This is a genomic window from Halorubrum xinjiangense (genome assembly GCF_900102375.1).
GTDB classification, from domain to species: Archaea; Halobacteriota; Halobacteria; order Halobacteriales; family Haloferacaceae; genus Halorubrum; species Halorubrum xinjiangense.
The window spans coordinates 47,294-65,194 of record NZ_FNBO01000009.1 but is presented as its reverse complement, the minus strand read 5'-3'; the positions used below and the strand labels follow the sequence as shown (position 1 = coordinate 65,194).

The following is a 17,901-nucleotide window of genomic DNA, read 5'->3' as shown; positions in this document are numbered from 1 at the left end:
TCCCTCGCTGGAGTCGGTCGGCCGGAGCGAAGCGAAGGCCGACCGACGAGGCTGGGGAGGTGTGAGGTTGCGGTGCGGTCGCGGTCGGGTGGGACTCAAAGGGGCAGCCGCGAGGGCGGCGCAGGTGACGCAAGGACCGCAAGGAGGGAGCGGCAGCGACCGACTGAGGACCGCAGCGAGCGTGCGCCCGCCTCCCGGCTGGGGCTTTGGAGGTGTTCTCGGAAGAGTCGCAAATCACGTATCGCCGAGCGGCTGGGGCTTTGGCGGTGGTCTCCGTCGATCTGTGATCGGGTGTTTATAAGCGAGCGGCTGGGGCTTTGGCGGTGGTCTCCGCCGTTCGACAGTTGGCTATTTATAAATGAGTGGCTCCCGAATCTGGATTATGACCCGAATCGCGGCCGTCTCCGGCAGTCGGAGCGCGGACAGCACCACGCGGGCCGCGCTCCGCGTCGCGCTCGACGCCGCGGCCGACGCCGGCGCGGAGACCGACCTGATCGACCTCGCCGCCGTCGACCTCCCGCTGTATCACCCGGACGAGGGCGCGCAGGGCGACAGCGAAGAACTGAAGCGCCGCGTCCGCGAGGCCGACGGCGTCCTCGCGGGCACGCCCGTCTACCGCGGCTCCTACTCGTCGACGTTTAAGAACTTCCACGACTTCTGCGGCTCCGACGAGTACGCGAACACGGCCGTGGGGCTGCTCGCGACCGCGGGCGGCGGCTCCTACGGCGGGACGCTCGAACACCTCCGGTCGACGTTCCGGAACGTGCACGCGTGGACAGTCCCCCACGAGGTCGGGATTCAGGGCGCCTCCTCGAAGATCGAGACGGGCGGAGGCACGGACGCAGACACCCCCGACGACGGACCCCGAATCACCGACGACGACCTCCGCCGCCGCACGGAGCGGCTGGGCCGCGTCGTCGTCGAACACGCCGAACGCATGCGGGGGTGAGGACGGCGGCGACCGTCGAGGTGAGGGCGGCGGCGACCGTCGAGCACCGATCGCGGCCGCGGTCGGCAGGGATTTCCGCCGCGAGGCTAACCGTTCGTCGATGAGTCGCATCCGCCCGGACGAGCTGGACGAGCGCCTCGGCACCGACGACGAGCCGTTCCTGCTGGACATCCGCCCCGCGTCGGACTACGAGGGCGGCGCGATCGAGGGGAGCCGGAACGTCCCCGTGTACGACGACCTCCGGAGCGGCGACGACGCCGCGCTCCGTCGCCGGCTCGACGAGGTGCCCGACGACCGCGAGGTCGTCACCGTCTGCAAGATGGGGATCGTCGCCAAGCGCGCGACCCGCGTGCTCGACGAGTCGGGCTACGAGGCGTCGACGCTCGCCGGCGGGATGAGCGGCTGGAACGGGTACGAGCGCGGGTCGCTCGGCTACCGGATCCGGTCGCTGTGGTGGCGGCTGCGCGAGTGACGCGAGTAACGCGAGTGACGCGAGGTGCGAGGGGGACCGCCCTGCGACGGCGCTGCGCGAGGGGGACCGCCCTGCGACGGCGCTGCGCGAGGGGGACCGACCCGCGACGGCGCTGCGCGAAGGGGACTACCCGGCGACCGGTGGACAGCCGACCCGCCGGGCTTTTGCCCGGCTCCCGTCTACGACCCCCATGACCGAACCGGGTGACGACGACCGTGTCCGCTAACCGGAAGGGGGACCGCCGCGAGCGCGAGCTGGTAAACGCCTTGGACGAGGCGGGGTTCGCCGTGATGCGCGCGCCGGCCAGCGGCTCCGCCACGGAGCGGGAGCTCCCCGACGTGCTCGCGGGCGACGGCGAGACGTTCTACGCCATCGAGGCGAAATCGAGCGCGGGCGACCCCATCTACCTCACCGGCGAGGAGGTGGAGGCGCTTTTGTTCTTCGCGCGGAACTTCGGCGCGAAAGCGCGGATCGCGGTGCGGTTCGACCGCGAGGACTGGTTCTTCTTCCACCCGGGTGACCTCTACACCACCGACGCCGGCTCGTATCGTGTGAAGAAGGAGAAAGCGCTGGCCGACGGCACCGACTTTCCCGAGTTCGTCGGCGAGACGGAGAAGGTGACGCTCGCGGAGGTGGGCGGAGACGGCGACGACGCGGACGCGACCGACCCGGAGACCGAGGAGCGCCGAACGATCTTAGAGGCCGTCCGCGACGGCCACATGCCGGTCGAGGACGCACTCGACGTGCTCTGACCGCCGGATCGGCTCGGTTCTCGCTGTGACGTGACCGCCGGAGCGGCATGGTTCTCAGTCGGACTCGCCCCTCGCGTCATCGGCGTACTCCCGTAAGTCGTCGGCCAGCGTCTCCGCCTGTTCTGGGGTCAACTCGACGCGGTCGGCGTGCGGCGGTATCTCGTCGACGCCGACGGTGTCCAACTCGACGCTCAAGACGACGCGATCCGGCGAGTCGTCCGCGACGGCGACGTCGACCACCCCGTCGAGCGACAGGGTCGTCTCGTGGGTCTCGACCCGGGCGGCGACGAGGTCGAGCGTCGTGTACGCGTTCACGGTCGTGATTCGGTTTGACATGGGTTGCGTGGTGTGGCGGCTCCGCGTTCAGTCGTCGGCGGTCGGCTTGCTTCGATGCGGCTCCTCCGCGGCGGTCTCGCCGGTTGCCGGCGCCAGTGCGACCGCGCACTGCTTGTAGTTCGGTTCGTTCGAGCGCGGGTCGGTGGCCGGAAGCGTCAGGTCGTTCGTCGCGGCGCGGTGGATCGGCAGCCAGACCATTTCCGCGGGGACAGCTGTGTCGGTCGCGACGCGGACGGCGATCGACCCGCGGCGGGAGGAGAGACGCGCCGTCTCGCCGGGTTCGACGGCCGCCTCGTCGCCCAACGCGTGCCCGCCGTTCAGGTCCGCGATCGTGTCCGGGTTCACCCGTGCGACAACCGCGGGGTCCGCCCCCTCGTCCCGCGACCGGATCCCGGTGTTGTACCCGTCGGGCTCGCGGCCCGTCGTCAGCGTGAGCGGATACGACTCGTCTGTCGGCTCCGGGACCTCGCCGTGCGTTCCGGTCGAGAACCGGGCGCGGCCGGAGGGCGTCCGGAACGACCACTCGCCGTCGTCGTAGTACCGGTAGCCGCCCGCCGACTTCGCGGACGGGGCGGGCCAGCGGACGGCCCGCTCCTCCCGGAGCCGGTCGTACGAGACGCCGGAGCAGTCGGCGTCGGTGCCGGCGGTCAGCGCGGCGAACTCGTCGAACACGGCCGCCGGCTCGGTCGCCGGGAACAGCCCGGGCGCGATCGCCTCGCCGATCGCCGTGATGATGTCCAGGTCGGTCCGGACGGCCGGCGCGAGGTCCGACGCGGCGCGGACGCGGGAGATCCGTCGCTCCATGTTCATCGCCGTGCCCTCGGACTCGCCCCACGTCGCCGCCGGGAGGACGACGTCCGCCAGCTCGGTCGTGTCGGTGTGGAAGGCGTCCTGAACGACGAGGAACGTCTCCCGGAGGCGCTCGCGGGCGGCCGACGCGTCGGGCAGGCCCGCGGCCGGGTTCGTCGCGACGGCCCACACCGCTTCGACGGGGCCGCCGTCTATCGCCTCGCAGATCCCGACCGGTCCGGGGCCGGAGTCATCCGGGAGGCGCTCGACGGGCACGCCCCACGCCTCGGCGATCGTCCGCCGCTCGGCCGGGTCACCGAACGACCGCATCCCCGGCCACGACCCTTTCGACGAGCAGACGCGGGTCCCCATCGAGTTCGCTTGGCCGGTCAGCGAGAAGGGGCCGCTTCCCGGTCCCATGTTCCCCGTGGCGAGACAGAGGTCGATCAGCGCGCCGGCCGTGTCGGTCCCCTGCGCGCTCTGGTTGACGCCCATTCCCCAGTAGACGAGCGTCGGATCACGGAGCGCGTCCGCGAGCGCGTCCACGGTCGCGGGGGAGACGCCCGCGGTCGCCGCCGCGGACTCCGGCTCCGGCAGCGACTCCCGGAGCGCCTCGAAACCGGTCGTCGCCGCCTCCACGAACGCCTCGTCGACGTCGCCGCGCTCGATAGCTCGGGCGAGGACGGCCCGCGCCAGCGCGAGGTCGGTCCCCGGGTCGGGCGCGACGTGGCGGTCGCCCGCTTTCGCGGTCTTCGTCTCGACGGGGTCGACGACTATCAGTCGGCTCCCGTCCTCGCCCGCGCTCTCGGCGATCCACCGGAACAGCACCGGATGGGCCACGGCCGGATTCGCGCCCCAGACGACGTGGGTCGCCGCGTCCCCGATGTCGTCGTAGGTCGGCGGGGGCGCGTCGCTCCCGAACGCCTCGTTGTACGCCGTCACGGCGCTCGCCATGCACAGCGTCGTGTTCGCGTCGTAGTGTCGCGTCCCGAAGCCGCCCCGGGCCAGCTTCCCGAGGGCGTAGGCGGCCTCGTTCGTCTGTTGGCCGCTCCCGAGCACCGCGAGGCCGTCGCGGTCCCGGTCGAGCGCGTCGCGGAACTCGTCGACGACCCGCGAGAGCGCGACGTCCCACGTGGTCCGGCGCAGTTCGCCCCCCCGCCGGACGTGTGGCCGCGTCAGCCACTCGCCGTCGGGGTCCTGCGTCTCCTCGACGCCGCGTGAACACGCGAGCCCGCGGTTCGTCGGATGTGCGACGTCCCCGCGGACGCCGTCGATCCCGTACCCGGAGTCGACCCGCCCGGTGAGGTGACCGCACCCGACCGCGCACCGCATACAGGTGGTCGGGACGGGGTCGTTCACTCCGCACCCCGCTCCGTCGCGTCGCCGGCCGCGTCTCCGGTCGCGTCCGCCGGGAACAGCTCGGGGGCGACGTCCATCGACGCCACGGGAACGGTCGCCTCCTCGCCGGCGCCCGCACGGACCTCCTCGCCGGCGCGGTCGCGGACCCGCTCGGGCGTCGCCTCGGCGCTCCGGTCAGTCATCGCTCTCCGTCGCCATCGGCGTCCCGTCGGCGTCGGTCGGCGCGGGCCCCTCGCCGTCGGCAAACGGGTACCAGGACCGCTTCGCGTCGGTGAGACAGGGGTCTTCGTAGTCCGTCTCCTCGGGCTCGGCGAGCTCGACGAGCGCTTCCTCGCCGGTCGCCTCGACCCACTCCCTGAACGTCTGTCCCTCCTCGCGGCCCGCCGCGAACGCGTTCAGGAGGTTCCGCAGGAGGCCGGGCACCTCGTCGGCCGGGACGCGCTGTCTGATCCACTCGACGAAGGAGGGTTCCGGGCCGATCCCGCCGCCGACGCCGACGTCGATGGCCTCCACCATCTCGCCGTCCTTCCGCGCGCGCATCCCCTGGAAGCCGATGTCGGCGGTCATCGCCTGTCCGCAGTCGGCCGTGCAGCCGGAGTAGTGGATCTTGATCTGCTCGACGTCGTCCGGGAGGTCCACGTTCGCGCGCAGCCAGCGCAGCATCGCCGCCGTCCGCGCCTTCGTCTCCGTCAGCGCCAGCGAGCAGAACTCCGTGCCCGTACACGCCATCGCGCCGCGCGTGAACACGCTCGGCTCGGGGCTGTGCGTGTCGAGCAGGTCGGCGTCGAGGAGGTCGTCGAGCTCCGACTCGGGGACGTCGAGGATGAGCGGGTTCTGCCGCCGAGTGAGCCGCATCTCGCCCGAGCCGTGCGTCGCCGCGAGGTCGGCCAGCTGAACGGTCTCGGCGGCGGTCAGCCGGCCGATCGGGACCGTCAGGCCGACGTAGTAGTCGCCGTCGGCCTGCTCGTGGACGCCGACGTGGTCGTGTTTGCCCGCCGACGGTGCCTTCCCGGCGTTGTACGTGTACTCGTCGCGGAGGTCCTCGCCCGCGCGCCGGAGGTCGAAGTCGACGTACGACTCGCCGAGGCGGTCGCGGATCTCCTCCGTGCCCCAGTCGTCGACGAAGAACCGGCTCCGGTTCTTCTGGCGGTTCTCCCGGTCCCCGTGCTCGTGGTACAGCTCGACGAACCCCCTGACGACGTCGTAGGCGTTCTCCGGCGTGACGTACACGTCGAGGCTCCGCGCCCGCCGGGGCTCGCGGCCGCCGAGGCCGCCGCCGACGCGGACGTTGAACCCGCGCACGTCCTCGCCGTCGATCGCCTTCTCGGCGGGTTCGAGGCCGATCCCGTTGATCGAGTCCTGCGCGCACCCCTCGCGGCAGCCCGTCACGCTGATGTTGAACTTCCGGGGCATGTTCGCGAGGTCGTCGTCGGCCCGGAGCTTCGCCGTGATCTCGTCCAGCACCGGCTGCGCGTCGACGAACTCGTGCTTGTCGCGACCGGCCACCGGGCAGCCGGAGATGTTCCGCATCGTGTCGCCGCCCGAGGAGCGCGACGAGAGGCCGACACCTTCCAGCTTCTCCCAGATCGCCGGGATGTCCTCCAGCTTGAGCCAGTGGAGCTGGATCGACTGGCGGGTGGTGAGGTCGATCCACGCGTCGCCGAACTCGGGGTTCGAGACCGGTCCCCTGGCGTACTCCGCGGCGACCTCGCCGACGGCGCGCAGCTGTTCGGCCGTGAGGAGTCCGTTCGCGTTCGCCAGCCGGAGCATGAAGTAGCTCTCCTGGCCCGAGCGCTGGTGGAAGACGCCCCAGAACTTGAACCGGGAGAACCACATGTCGCGTTCGTCCTCCGGGATCGACTCCCAGCCGGACTCCGCGAACTCCAGGATCTTCTCCCTGACCTCGTCGCCGTACATCCCCTCCTTCCACGTCTCCTTCTTGTTCGTCACGCGGTCCCACCCGAGTTGTCGAGCCCGATCGTTGTCGCTGCTTTTTCGATTATCTGGCTCATTTGTCTGAATATCGCATAGAGATTGCGCCATAAAGTGTTGTCTCTTTAATAAATACGGAAATAGTACGCTCGATCTCCATAGAGCGGAACTCGATCGTTTCGCCCGGGATAATTTCTACCCCTCGACAGAGAATTTATATTCTTGACAGTGATATCGAGCGAGACTTTCGTATCGGAACCGCCAGCTCGCAGCGAGATATTGGTTAAGGGCATCTAATGGATGGGGATCAGTTCCATCTCTACCGCGCGAAACTCCCCATATATCCGATATACTGTGGTCTTTGATTACAAACAACAGTTATCAGTCATACGGACGACCGTGTATCCAGCCGAAATGTTCCCTGACCACGACGCTCATGGAAACGACGATCGATCAGTTCTGTCGGCGCCAGACCGCGCATGAGCGACCGGAAACCGACCACCTGTATGCGGTGCGCGGTCGGGTGCGGCTACCTCCAGGCGGAGTCGGCCGACGACGGCCGTCTCGTCGACGTCTCCGGGGACCCGGATCATCCGGCGACCGCCGGCCGCAACTGCCAGCGCGGGGTCAGCGAGACCGTCGACCCGGGCGCGGAGCGGCTGACGCGGCCGCTCATCCGCCGCGGCGGGTCGCTCCGACCGACGGACTGGGACACCGCGCTCGGCGTCGTGACGACGCGGCTCATCGAGGCCATCCGCGAGGATCCGGACAACGTCGCCGTGCTGGGGAGCGGGCAGCAAACGAACGAGGCCGCATACGCGCTCGGAAAGGTCGCCCGCGGCGCGGTCGGGACGCGACACTACGACGCGAACACGACGCTGTGTATGGCCTCGGCCGTCGCGGCGTACGCCCAGGCGTTCGGGAGCGACGCGCCCCCGCCGACGTACGACGATATTCCCGCCGCCGACACCCACGTCGTCTGGGGCGCGAACCCCGCCGTCGCGCACCCGGTGTTACACTCGTGGATCGAGAACAGCGCCGCCGCGGGCGACGGCGAACTGATCGTCGTCGACCCCGTCGAGACGCGGACGGCGGCCGACGCCGACCGTCACGTCCGGCCGGAGCCCGGGACCGACCTCGCGCTGGCGCGGGCCGTCCTCGCGCGGGTCGTCGACACCGGCGCGGTCGACGACCGGTTCGTCGACCGACACACGGAGGGGTACGCCGCGACCGTCGAGTCGCTCCCGAGCGTCGCCGACGCTGCGGCGACCGCGGACGTCTCGCCCGAGCGCGTCCGCGAAATAGCCGACGCGCTGGTCGCGGACTCGCTGATCTACTGGGGGATGGGCGTCAACCAAAGCGTTCAGGGCACCGGGACGGCGCGGGCGCTCATCGACCTCTGTCTCGCCACGGGGAATATGGGTCCGGGGAGCGGGCCCTTCTCGCTGACCGGCCAGGCCAACTCGATGGGGAACCGCGTCTGCGCCTCGAAGCGGACCTGGCCCGGCTACCGCCCGTTCGACGACTCGGCCGCCCGGCGCGACGTCGCCGACGCGTGGGACGTGCCGCTCGGGCGGCTCCCCGACGCCCCCGGTCCGGGGTTCGTGCGCATCGTCGACGAGCTCGCCCGCGACAACGTCGACGTCTGCTGGACGGTCGCGACGAACCCGGTCGCCGGGATGCCCGACGCGGGCCACGTCGAGCACGCGCTCGACGACGCGTTCCTGATCGTTCAGGACGCGTTCCGGTCGGACACCGTCGAGCTGGCGGACGTCGTCCTCCCGGCGGCGACGTGGGGCGAGTCCGAGGGGACGACGACGAACATGGAGCGGCGTGTCTCGCGGGTCACCGCGGCGACCGATCCCCCGGGGGAGGCCCGGCAGGACCTCGACGTCATCGCGGCGATCGGCAACCGAATTCATTCCGGCCTGTTCGACGAGCCGCCGCTGGACCCGGCCACGACCTTCGACGAGATTCGCGACCTCACCGCCGGCACGACGGCTGACCTGTCCGGGATCTCGTACGAGCGGCTGGCGGACGAACTGGCGGTCCGCTGGCCCGCGCCGACCGCCGACGCGGAGGGCGGCTACCGGTACTACGACGACGGTGAATGGTCGTTCCGGACGCCCTCCGGCCGCGCCCGGTTCTCGACCGGAACGCACTGCGAGGTGCCCGAACCGGTCGACGGGGAGTACCCGCTCACGCTGACGACGGGGCGCGCGGACGGCGTCTACAACACGGGCGTCCGGACGGGAGACGACGGGGGAGCGCTTCCGACGGCGCGGATCCACCCGGAGACGATCGCCCGGCACCTGGCGGCGTTCGACCGGGGAGAGACGGTGATCGGGTCCCGCCGGTCCGAGGTGCGAGTCGCGGTCAGCCCGAACGACGACGTCCCGCCCGGGATGGTGTGGCTGCCGATCCACTACGGGGCGATCAACGAGCTCACGCTGTCCGCGGTCGACCCGGACTCCACCGAACCGAACCTCAAGCAGTGCGCGGTGCGGATCTCGGCGCCGGACCGGCCGGAGCGACGCGACTACGAGCCGGTCGCCTCCGAGTGACTCGCGGGCGACGTTTTCCGGAAATTTTCGGCCTCCTCGACGCGATTCACGGCCGCTCGACCCCATCCTTAGAACATATAATGAACAATGATCTGGTATATTATTTCAATTTATGAATTACGACGTAGATTCATCTCTTAGAAATAAACTTCTTGTCTGGAGAAGGGCAATAAAGTGGGCTCGGAGAATCGATCGCGCTATTACTCATTTCACCGGCTATTAGCAGACATATGTTCATCAGTTATCTTATTAACCCCGCGTTCATGGTCTCGAAACGTGAATAAACACACGTTCGGAAGTATCAGGGCGATCTTGGGTGAAAAAGCAACGTTCGGCGCGGAATACTCGCACGCGTGGGCGGCGATCGCGTCGACGGCCGCGACTCGGTCCACCTCGTCGACTTCACAGACGAGCGGAGCGGATCGCCGCGTTGCGGACGGCGCCGCGGGGTGGTGCGCGTGAACAGTCCGATCCGGATGACGAAGTACCGGACGCTGCTGCTCGCGACGGTCGGGTTCAACTTCTCGTTTCTAATCTGGTTCTCGTTCGCGCCCTTCACCGGGCCGATGGCCGAGGAGTTCGAGCTGTCGCTGGCCGAGATCGGGGTCCTCGCGAGCGCGGCGATCTGGCTGGCGCCGTTCGGGCGCATCCTCACGGGGTGGCTCTCGGACCGGTTCGGGGCGCCGACGATATTCGCCATCGTGTTGGCGTACGTCGGCGTCTTCTCGATCTGGAGCGCGTTCGCCGAGTCGTACGCGACGTTCTTCGCCACGCGGCTGATCGTGGCCACGGCCGGGATCACCTTCGTGATCGGGATCCAGCACGTCTCCGAATGGTTCGAGGCGGGCGAACTCGGGACCGCTGAGGGGATCTACGCCGGGATCGGCAACGCTGGCGCTGCCGGCGGGGCGCTCGTACTCCCGCGGGTGTTCTCCTCGGGGTGGAGCGGACCGATCTTCGACACGAACTGGCGCGCCGCGTTCTTCTACACCGGCGTGGTGTCGATCCTGCTGGCGGGCGTCTACTACGCGTTCGGCGAGGCCGCAAAGAGCAGCGAGAAGCGCGCGGCGACGAAGGAGAAGGCCGGGCTGCGGGAGTGGATCTTCACCGCGACCAGGTACGGCACCGTGGTCCTGGCGCTCGCGTACGTGATGACGTTCGGGCTGGAGCTGTCGATGAACGGCTGGCTGGCCACCTACTACCGCGAGGGGTTCGACACGCAGAACCTCGTGCTGGCGTCGACGTTTGCCGCGACGTTCTCGGTCGCCGCCGGGCTGCTGCGGCCGATCGGCGGCTACGTCAGCGACCGGCTGGCGCGGGCTGAACGGAACATCATTCCGCTGTTCACGGGCCGCTACCGCGAGCAGTGGACGTTCGTCTCGCTGTGTTTCGTCGTCCTCGCGATGTTCGGGATGACGCTCGCGGGGCTCTCCGGCCGGGTGCTCGTCGCCGTGGGCGCCGGGTTCCTCGTCGGCATGGGCTGTGCGTTCTCCGAGGGGGCCATCTTCGCGCAGGTGCCCGCGATGTTCCCGGACAGCTCCGGTGCCGTGGCCGGCGTCGTCGGCGGCGTCGGGACGGTCGGCGGGATCGTCTACCCGCTGGTGTACGCCGCCCCGTTCCTCCCGAACCTCCACACCGGGTACGCGATCGTCGGGGCCTCGATGATCCCGATCGTGTTGCTGGCCGCGTGGGTGTTCCAACCGAGGATCGCCGAACGCGCGACCGACGACGGCTTCGTGGGCGAGAGCGACGGAGCGCCCGTCGCGGACGACTGACTGCGGGATCCCAAGGAGGACTCCGTCGCCGTCGCCGACCCCCTCGCTTATCCCTCGCGGCGCCGAACCCTGCCACGAATGAGCGAGGACTTCGGCCTGCTCGAACCCGCGGACCAGCCCGGCGACGAGTGGGAGCAGCTCGACGTCTCCGACACCGAGGCCGACCGGATCGCCCGGCGGCAGGACCGCGAGTTCGACGAGTTCCGCAAGCGGATCAAAGACACCGAGCAGTTCAAGCTGCAGGAGTCGGTGTTCGACGACGCGACGCTGGCAGCCGTCTACAAGCTGGTCCAAGACGGCTACGTCGACGCGTTCGGCGGGCCGGTGTCGACCGGGAAGGAGGCGAGCGTCTTCGAGGCGCTCGGCGGGCAGGCGGGCGAGCGGCCGGAGCCGGGGTCGGAGGCCGCGGGCGGCGGCCCCGAGGGCGTCACGCCGGAGCGCGAGGTCGCGGTGAAGGTGTACCGGATCAACTCCTCGAACTTCCGGCAGATGCGCGACTACCTGGAGGGCGACCCGCGCTTCGAGGGGATCGCGAGCGACAAGAAGGCGGTCGTGCTGGCGTGGACCCGGAAGGAGTTCGCGAACCTCGAACGCGCGCGGAAGGCCGGCGTTCGGGTGCCCGAACCGATCGCGGTCCAGCGCAACGTCCTCGTGATGGAGCTGGTCGGTCACGCCGAAGAGCGCGCTCGGCGGCTGAGCGAGGTCGACGTGGAGAACCCGGAGACCGCCTACGAGGTCGTCCGCGAGTACATGCGCCGGCTGTACGGCGCCGGGCTGATCCACGGCGACCTCTCGGAGTACAACATGATCATCCACGAGGGCGAGCTGGTGATCATCGACCTCGGGCAGGCGGTGACGGTTCATCACCCCAACGCCGGGGAGTTCTTAGCGCGTGACTGCGAGAACGTGGCGACCTTTTTCACGCGACAGGGGATCGACGTCGACCCCGACGACCTCCGCGCGTACGTGACGGAGCCCGAGCCCGACCCGAGCGGGGAGCCGGAGCCGAGCGAAGAGCCGGAGTCGGGCGGGGAGCCAGGCGCGGGGGCGAACGAGGGGTCGGGAGCGGACGGAGTATAACACGGTCTGCGCTCCGGCCACGCGTTCGGGTCAGACCTCGCGGGCGTAGATCGCGGTCGGATACGTCTCGCCCGCGATCTCGGTCTCGTCCGTCTCCACCCGTTCGAACCCTCGCGCCTCGTAGAAGCCGGCGCCGACGTCGTTGTCGGCGAACGCTTCGAGTCGGACCGCCTCCACGCGGTCCGGGAGCGCGTCGAGGCCGCGGTCGAGCAGCGCCGTCCCGACTCCCTCGCCCCACCAGTCGGGATGGACGTAGATCGCCTTCACGTCGGCCTCGTCAGGGCCGACGAACGACTTCGTGTTCTCCTCACCCCAGCGGACGTCGACGAACCCCCTGACCGTTCCGTCGACGACGGCGACGAAGACGGCGCTGTCGTCGTCACCGAATCCCTCCGCCCATCCCTCGACCTCCTCCGGCGTTGGGTCGACCGTCATCGCGTCGAGCACCGGCTCGGGCAGGATATTGTCGTACGCCTCGCGCCACGACAGGCCGTGCGCCCGGATCAGTTCCCGTATCTCCGGGTCGGTCTCGGGAGGGCGGATCTCCATACCCGGGGATCGGCGAACGATTACAAAAATCCCCCGCGGGTGTGACAGCGTGTGTTGAACCGACGTAATCCCCTAAATCGGCGGCGAAAACCGGTATACCGGCACACGCCGCCCGCGGCGAAACACGCCGTCACCGCGACCGCGGCCGTCACCCCAGGCGCCTCGCCCGAGCCCCTTGCCCGAGCGATACGCCGTCGGTCCGCTCAGTCCGACGCGGGTCGCCGACCGAGATACAGGAACAGCCCGACGTTGACGAGGACGCCGGCGACGAGGAGTCCCCAGTTGACCACGGGGTTGTTGTACCAGACCAGGTCGACGCCGATAGACCCGCCGTAGAGCGGCCAGATCGGTTCGATGGAGTCGGCGATGTCCGGCGCCGAGAGCATGTCCGCGAAGACGTGCGCGAGTCCGGGGACCCAGACCGCCAGGAAGCCGAACCGGAGGCTGCGGGCCGCCGCCTCCGGGGACAGCCACTCCGTGTCACCGGCAACCGCCTCGACCGCCTTCCCGACGAGCGGCCCGAGGACCGCGGCGAAGATCGTCACCGCGAGGACGGTGTGGAACACCCCGTGGTGTTTGACGGTCGGAATAAGCCCCTCGAGGACGAGGTCGACGTCCGGCAGCATTCCGAAGAGGACGCCCGACGCGACGAACGTCGCGGCCGTTTTCCGATGGTCGAGGAGGAACCAAGCCGGCGCGAGCCAGAGCAGCGCCATCCCCAAGTGGCCGCTCACGTCTACCATCCGAGCGACACCCCCGAGGCGACTGACTCGCCCTGCGCGGAGCGTCCTCTCGGTGGCACGTCGAGGCGTGCCGGGGAGACATTCCCCCGGCTCGCGGCACAGCCGTCGGTCACTCCTCCGCCTCCTCCTCGTTCTCGAGGTCGCGGCCGTCTCGCTCGATCCGGGCCGCGCTCCCGAGCGTCCAGACGTCGACGTCGCCACCGGTGTCGACGTCCTTCGCTATCACCGTCTCCAGCACGTCCCGAACCGCCCGCTCGGGGTCGCTCGCCGCCTCCTCCTCGTCGAGCGCCTCCAGCAGTCCGAGCGCGACTCGGCTTCCGGTGCCAAGCGCGACCGCGTCGGCCTCGAGGACGCGCCCGTCGCCCGAGACCCGCCGGAGGCTCGCGGCCCCGTCGGCGTCCAGCGCGCCGACCACGGCGTCGACGCCCGCGTTCTCCGTCTCTCGGGCCGTCATGCGAGCCACGGCGTCGACGCCGGGGGCGTCGCCGCTCTCCAGCCCGCGATCCCGGAGGGCGATCTCGAACGATCGCCAGAACTCCCGAACCGCCGCCGACTCACCGGCGACGCCGACGCCGACGCCGCTGAGATCGAACACCCGTTGGAACTGGTCCGACGACACCGCCCCGCCGTCGATGACTCTGGTGTCCCCGGCGATGGCTACTCCTGTCGGCGTCTCGATCGCGACGACGGTGCTCATGGTTGCGTACGAACGACGACCAGCCGGGTAACGCCGCTGCCTGCGTGTGCGGGGGAAGGTGGAGATCGGTACGCCGGTGAGATCGAAGGTGGAGACCGGTACGCCGGTGAGATCGAAGGTGGAAACCTGTACGCCGCGGGGTCGGCGGGCGAGAAATGGGGTCGCGACGGGATACCGTCTCCGCCCCCGACTCGTTCACTGTACCTCGTTGTACATCTCGTCGATCGTCTCTTTGAGATCGGGAGCTCCCCCACCGGGCTGCTGGGGCGTATAACTGAACTCGCCCTTTCCGTCGGGCGCTTCGCCCTGCGTCCACGGCCGTTTCGGATCCGCCCGTTCCTCGCGGGCGGTCGACATGAACGAGTAGTTGTACTCCTGGTTCTCCTGTTCCTGGTCGAAGCTCGCCGGGACGGGCCGGTGTTCGCCGAGGTCCTCCAGCGCGGCGTGCCACTGGTTCTGGTGCATCGTGTCGCGGGCGATGAGGTACTCCAGCATGTCCTTCATGCCGGGGTCGTCGGTGAACTCGTACAGTCGGGTCGCGAGCACGCGTCCCGTGGACTCGGCCATGACGTTCGCGTACATGTCGGCGGCCAGGTTCCCCGACGCGACCACGTAGTTGCCGGTGAACGGGGCGCCGTTGCTGTCGACGGGCATGGCGTGTAGCCCCGCCGAGAGCGCCTGTCGGGGCTGGCCGGTGCGCATCATCTCGTCGATGATGGGGTCCTCGCGCGCTGACTCGCGGGCCTCTTCGGACGCCCCTTCGAGGTTCTTCGAGACCGCGGTCGCGAGCATCTCGATGTGGCCGAGCTCCTCCGTCGCGGTCTCCATGAGGAACCGCCTGATCTCGTCTTTCTCGGCCGGAACCGCGAAGGCCTGGAACATGTACTGGAGCGCGACGCGCATCTCTCCTTCGGCGCCGCCGATGGCCTGCTGGAGCAGCTTCGCGAAGCGCGGGTCTGGCTCTTCGACTTCGACCTCGAACTGAAGTTCGTCGTCGTGGTAGAACACGGCACCATCCAAGCCGCCAGAGATGACAAAAAGCGTCCTGCCTGCGCCTGCCGGGTGATTTTACCGTCTCTTCGGGTGACAATGGCCCGACGCGACAAACACGCGGGCCGTGAAACCGACCTCGCGGTCTCAGCTCTCGTCTGAATTCGGACCGCGATCGGAGTCAGGACCGCGATCGGATCCGGAATCGGACTCGGAGTCGGCCGCGGAATCGGATTCGGCACTGGGATCGGATTCGGCCGCGGGATCGACTCCGGACTCCGGCTCGGAATCACCGTTCTGGAACTCCTCCTCCTCCGCGTGAGCGTCTTTCGGGTCCGTCCCGACGCCCCCCGCGACGGTCGCCTCGGGGCGGATCGGCTCTCCGCTGAGCAGTTCGGGGAGGACGATCCGGATCGCCTCGAGGACGACCACGAACAGGATCGGCATGAGGAAGATGCCGTACCACCCGAACAGGATCGGTCCGATCAGGTAGGCGAAAAGCAGGAGGATCGGATCGATCCGTCGCCCGGAGAGGTACGGCTGGAGGAACGACTGCGGCAGGATGTCCAAGAGGAGCACGTAAGCAACGAGCACGGCGCCGACGAACACGAGGCTCCCGTCGCCCCCGTCGCCGCTGACGGCCTGAAACCCGAGCGACGCGACGATGGGAATGTAGACGATCTTGCCGACGACGACGGGGATCAGGCTCGCGATCCCGGTCAGGAACCCGGCCACGAGAACCATGGGCACCTGGAGTCCGGGCGGCGCCACGAGGTTCGTCCCCGCGTACGCCGCCGTCGCCAGGATCGACGAGGCGACGACGAACAGCAGGTTGCCGAAGAACACGGACTCCAAGTCGCTGTCGACCGCGCTCGCGTAGGCGTACGCGGTCGAGTCGCGCCCCCCGATCAGCTCGATCAGTCCCGTCGAGATGTCGTCGTCGTTGGCGAGCAGGAAGTACGCCAGCGTCGTGGCGAGCCCCAGCAGGAACAGCCCGCCGACGACGCCCTGTAGCGTGGTCACGACCGTCCCCAGGTTCGACCAGAGCGATCCGCCGGCGTCGAGGACCGAGGTGGGGTTCGACAGCAGCGTGATCAACTGCTCGCGCTGGTCCGGCGTGAGCGCGTCGACGCCGGTGATCCGGGCGATGAGCGTCCCGACGACGTTTCCGTCCCCGAACTGGCTCCGGACGGCCTGGAACAGCCGGAGCCCGACAATGCCGAACAGCAGCAGGATCGGTACGATGACGGACAGCGCCGTCAACGTCGCCGCGAGCGATCGCGAGCCGGTCACCGACCGGAGGCGGACGCAGATCGGCCGGGTGGCGTAGTAGCCGAACAGCCCCAACACGACGAGTCCGATAAAGGAGCCGACGACGTACGCGACTACCGCGCCGAGGAAGAGGACGAACGCCCACCAGGCGGCTCGACTGCGGGTCGGTAGTCGGCCTTCGAGTCCGCTCGTGGATCGGTCCATCTCACTGCCTCTGTGACGGGTGCCGCGCCGGCGAGGCGACCGCCGGTTTCGGCCCGATCGCCGTCTCGGGGGCGGCCGGGAACCCGGATGACGGTTTCGCGCCGCCACCCCGGACTGCCACCCGCGTTGAGGACGGTCCGTTCCTGCGGCGGCTATCCAGCCGGGCGGTCACTCGGCGGCAATCGCCGATCGGATCGATCGAACAGCGAAATGATACATCAAACATATTTAATATTTGGGTACCAATCTTCTTGAATCTTGTGTGAAAGCGGGTTTTGAGGGTCCTATGGGCTAACCTGACATAGAATATTATCGCCTTGCGATAGCAAGCTGGTAGTACTAACATATATCTTATATTTCTTGTGCTGGGTACGTTCGTGACTACAAGCGCTTTCGATGTCGGACCGCTCGGTGGCTACGTTCAGATATACCCCCAGCAAGGGCAGGCAGAACGGTTAGTGGCTGAAACGCCGTGTATCCGCTACCCATGCGAAGCGACGTAACACTGACCGAAGACGACGAGGGCAAGAACGTTGTCAACGCCGACGGCGACACGGTCGGTCGCGTCACCAGCGTGGAACACGGAAAAGCGCACGTCGATCCCGACCCGGGACTGGCGGACACGATCCGATCCAAACTCGGCTGGGGCGACGCCGACGAAGACAACTATCAGCTCGATGCCTCCAGCATCGAGTCCGTTTCTGACAACGAAATCCGCCTGCGCAGATAACGCTACGTCGTCCCCGCCCGTGCCCCTGTCGAATCTGTGTCCTCCGTTCGAAACTCACCCGGTTACTATGGATCCAACAGAAAACGGTGGTTCAACGGAGTCAGATCGGCGGAACGGTCGTCCGACGGAGTCCGTCGATCGAGACGCCGCCACAGACGCGAGCGACCGACGGATCGGCGTCCGGAACGTGCCGATCTCCGGCTCCGGATCCCGCATCCTCCGCGGACTGATTCGGGGCGTCGTCGGTGGGGTGGTCGGCACCGTGCTCATGACGCTGTACCGGTTCCCCGTCTTCCGCGCGCTGCCGCCGACCGCCGACTTCTGGGCGACGTACGTTGGGGGCGGCGACGCGGAGACGTACCCCGCCGTCGGACTCCTCCTCCACTTCCTGTACGGCGGCGTCGCTGGCGGCCTGTTCGGCGTCGGGATCGGCCTGCTGAGCTTCCGGAGCGAACGCGAACGCAGGCTCGGCGGGATCGGACTCGCCCTCGCCTACGGTCTCGGGCTCTCCGCGTTCGGGACGCGGTTCGTGTTCCGGTTCCTCCTCGACGAGGAGCTCGACCCGGACGAAGCGGTGATATTCCACGTCGGACACGCGATCTACGGACTGGCCCTCGGCACGTGGATCAGCAGTCGGGAACGAACGGGAGACGTCTACGATTGACATCCTCCCCGCCCTGAAGGGCGAGGATTCCCGACCGCGTTGGG

17 protein-coding genes are annotated in these 17,901 nt (G+C 68.8%); 8 read left to right on the top strand and 9 right to left on the bottom strand.

Features of this window, described 5'->3' with window-relative positions:
- Positions 1 to 382 precede the first annotated feature (382 nt).
- From F3H13_RS11015 to hjc, 3 genes are all read left to right on the top strand, one after another.
- Positions 383 to 949, top strand: a complete 567-nt coding sequence (locus F3H13_RS11015) for an NADPH-dependent FMN reductase (protein ID WP_149799077.1) — start codon at positions 383 to 385, stop codon at positions 947 to 949.
- 100 nt (positions 950 to 1,049) lie between these two features.
- Positions 1,050 to 1,421, top strand: coding sequence for a rhodanese-like domain-containing protein (locus F3H13_RS11010; RefSeq protein WP_149799076.1), 372 nt, complete (start codon positions 1,050 to 1,052; stop codon positions 1,419 to 1,421).
- Positions 1,422 to 1,624: 203 nt separating this feature from the next.
- A complete protein-coding gene (hjc, locus tag F3H13_RS11005) occupies positions 1,625 to 2,173 on the top strand; it encodes a Holliday junction resolvase Hjc (protein ID WP_149799075.1) in 549 nt (182 codons plus the stop codon).
- Between the two features lie 54 nt (positions 2,174 to 2,227).
- Here the strand turns inward: hjc and F3H13_RS11000 are convergent, their stop codons facing one another.
- The 4 genes from F3H13_RS11000 to F3H13_RS10985 are packed head-to-tail and all read right to left on the bottom strand — an operon-like array spanning position 2,228 to position 6,607.
- Positions 2,228 to 2,509 (bottom strand): DUF6360 family protein, encoded by a 282-nt coding sequence (locus F3H13_RS11000; RefSeq protein WP_149799074.1) that lies wholly within the window; start codon positions 2,507 to 2,509, stop codon positions 2,228 to 2,230.
- Positions 2,510 to 2,536: 27 nt separating this feature from the next.
- Positions 2,537 to 4,630, bottom strand: coding sequence for an assimilatory nitrate reductase NasA (gene nasA / locus F3H13_RS10995; protein ID WP_188128052.1), 2,094 nt, complete (start codon positions 4,628 to 4,630; stop codon positions 2,537 to 2,539).
- 23 nt (positions 4,631 to 4,653) lie between these two features.
- Positions 4,654 to 4,839 (bottom strand): hypothetical protein, encoded by a 186-nt coding sequence (locus tag F3H13_RS10990; RefSeq protein ID WP_149799072.1) that lies wholly within the window; start codon positions 4,837 to 4,839, stop codon positions 4,654 to 4,656.
- A complete protein-coding gene (locus tag F3H13_RS10985) occupies positions 4,832 to 6,607 on the bottom strand; it encodes a nitrite/sulfite reductase (protein WP_149799071.1) in 1,776 nt (591 codons plus the stop codon). Before F3H13_RS10985 ends, F3H13_RS10990 begins: the two co-directional genes overlap by 8 nt.
- A gap of 461 nt (positions 6,608 to 7,068) precedes the next feature.
- On the opposite strand from F3H13_RS10985, the gene nasA (F3H13_RS10980) reads away from it, so the two are divergent.
- From nasA (F3H13_RS10980) to rio1, 3 genes are all read left to right on the top strand, one after another.
- Positions 7,069 to 9,153, top strand: coding sequence for an assimilatory nitrate reductase NasA (gene nasA, locus F3H13_RS10980; RefSeq protein WP_149799070.1), 2,085 nt, complete (start codon positions 7,069 to 7,071; stop codon positions 9,151 to 9,153).
- A 476-nt stretch (positions 9,154 to 9,629) separates the two neighbouring features.
- Complete coding sequence (locus tag F3H13_RS10975) at positions 9,630 to 10,928, top strand: MFS transporter (protein ID WP_149799161.1); 1,299 nt, start codon at positions 9,630 to 9,632, stop codon at positions 10,926 to 10,928.
- 78 nt (positions 10,929 to 11,006) lie between these two features.
- Positions 11,007 to 12,008: a serine/threonine-protein kinase Rio1 gene (gene rio1 / locus F3H13_RS10970; RefSeq protein ID WP_149799069.1), complete on the top strand. Its 1,002-nt coding sequence runs from the start codon at positions 11,007 to 11,009 to the stop codon at positions 12,006 to 12,008.
- A gap of 30 nt (positions 12,009 to 12,038) precedes the next feature.
- Here the strand turns inward: rio1 and F3H13_RS10965 are convergent, their stop codons facing one another.
- The 5 genes from F3H13_RS10965 to F3H13_RS10945 form a co-directional block, all read right to left on the bottom strand.
- On the bottom strand, positions 12,039 to 12,557 hold the full coding sequence (locus tag F3H13_RS10965; protein ID WP_149799068.1) for a GNAT family N-acetyltransferase: 519 nt from the start codon (positions 12,555 to 12,557) through the stop codon (positions 12,039 to 12,041).
- A gap of 203 nt (positions 12,558 to 12,760) precedes the next feature.
- On the bottom strand, positions 12,761 to 13,300 hold the full coding sequence (locus F3H13_RS10960; RefSeq protein ID WP_149799067.1) for a metal-dependent hydrolase: 540 nt from the start codon (positions 13,298 to 13,300) through the stop codon (positions 12,761 to 12,763).
- Positions 13,301 to 13,409: 109 nt separating this feature from the next.
- Positions 13,410 to 13,997 carry an Ntn hydrolase family protein gene (locus F3H13_RS10955; RefSeq protein ID WP_149799066.1) on the bottom strand — a complete coding sequence of 196 codons (588 nt, stop codon included), beginning with the start codon at positions 13,995 to 13,997 and terminating at the stop codon, positions 13,410 to 13,412.
- A gap of 195 nt (positions 13,998 to 14,192) precedes the next feature.
- Positions 14,193 to 15,005 (bottom strand): manganese catalase family protein, encoded by an 813-nt coding sequence (locus F3H13_RS10950; protein WP_149799065.1) that lies wholly within the window; start codon positions 15,003 to 15,005, stop codon positions 14,193 to 14,195.
- Positions 15,006 to 15,134: 129 nt separating this feature from the next.
- A complete protein-coding gene (locus F3H13_RS10945; protein WP_149799064.1) occupies positions 15,135 to 16,463 on the bottom strand; it encodes an AI-2E family transporter in 1,329 nt (442 codons plus the stop codon).
- 487 nt (positions 16,464 to 16,950) lie between these two features.
- Between F3H13_RS10945 and F3H13_RS10940 the strand changes: the two genes are divergently transcribed.
- Together F3H13_RS10940 and F3H13_RS10935 are read left to right on the top strand one after the other, a co-directional pair.
- On the top strand, positions 16,951 to 17,193 hold the full coding sequence (locus F3H13_RS10940) for a PRC-barrel domain containing protein (protein WP_149799063.1): 243 nt from the start codon (positions 16,951 to 16,953) through the stop codon (positions 17,191 to 17,193).
- A 67-nt stretch (positions 17,194 to 17,260) separates the two neighbouring features.
- Positions 17,261 to 17,857 carry a hypothetical protein gene (locus tag F3H13_RS10935; RefSeq protein WP_223174412.1) on the top strand — a complete coding sequence of 199 codons (597 nt, stop codon included), beginning with the start codon at positions 17,261 to 17,263 and terminating at the stop codon, positions 17,855 to 17,857.
- Positions 17,858 to 17,901: the final 44 nt, after the last annotated feature.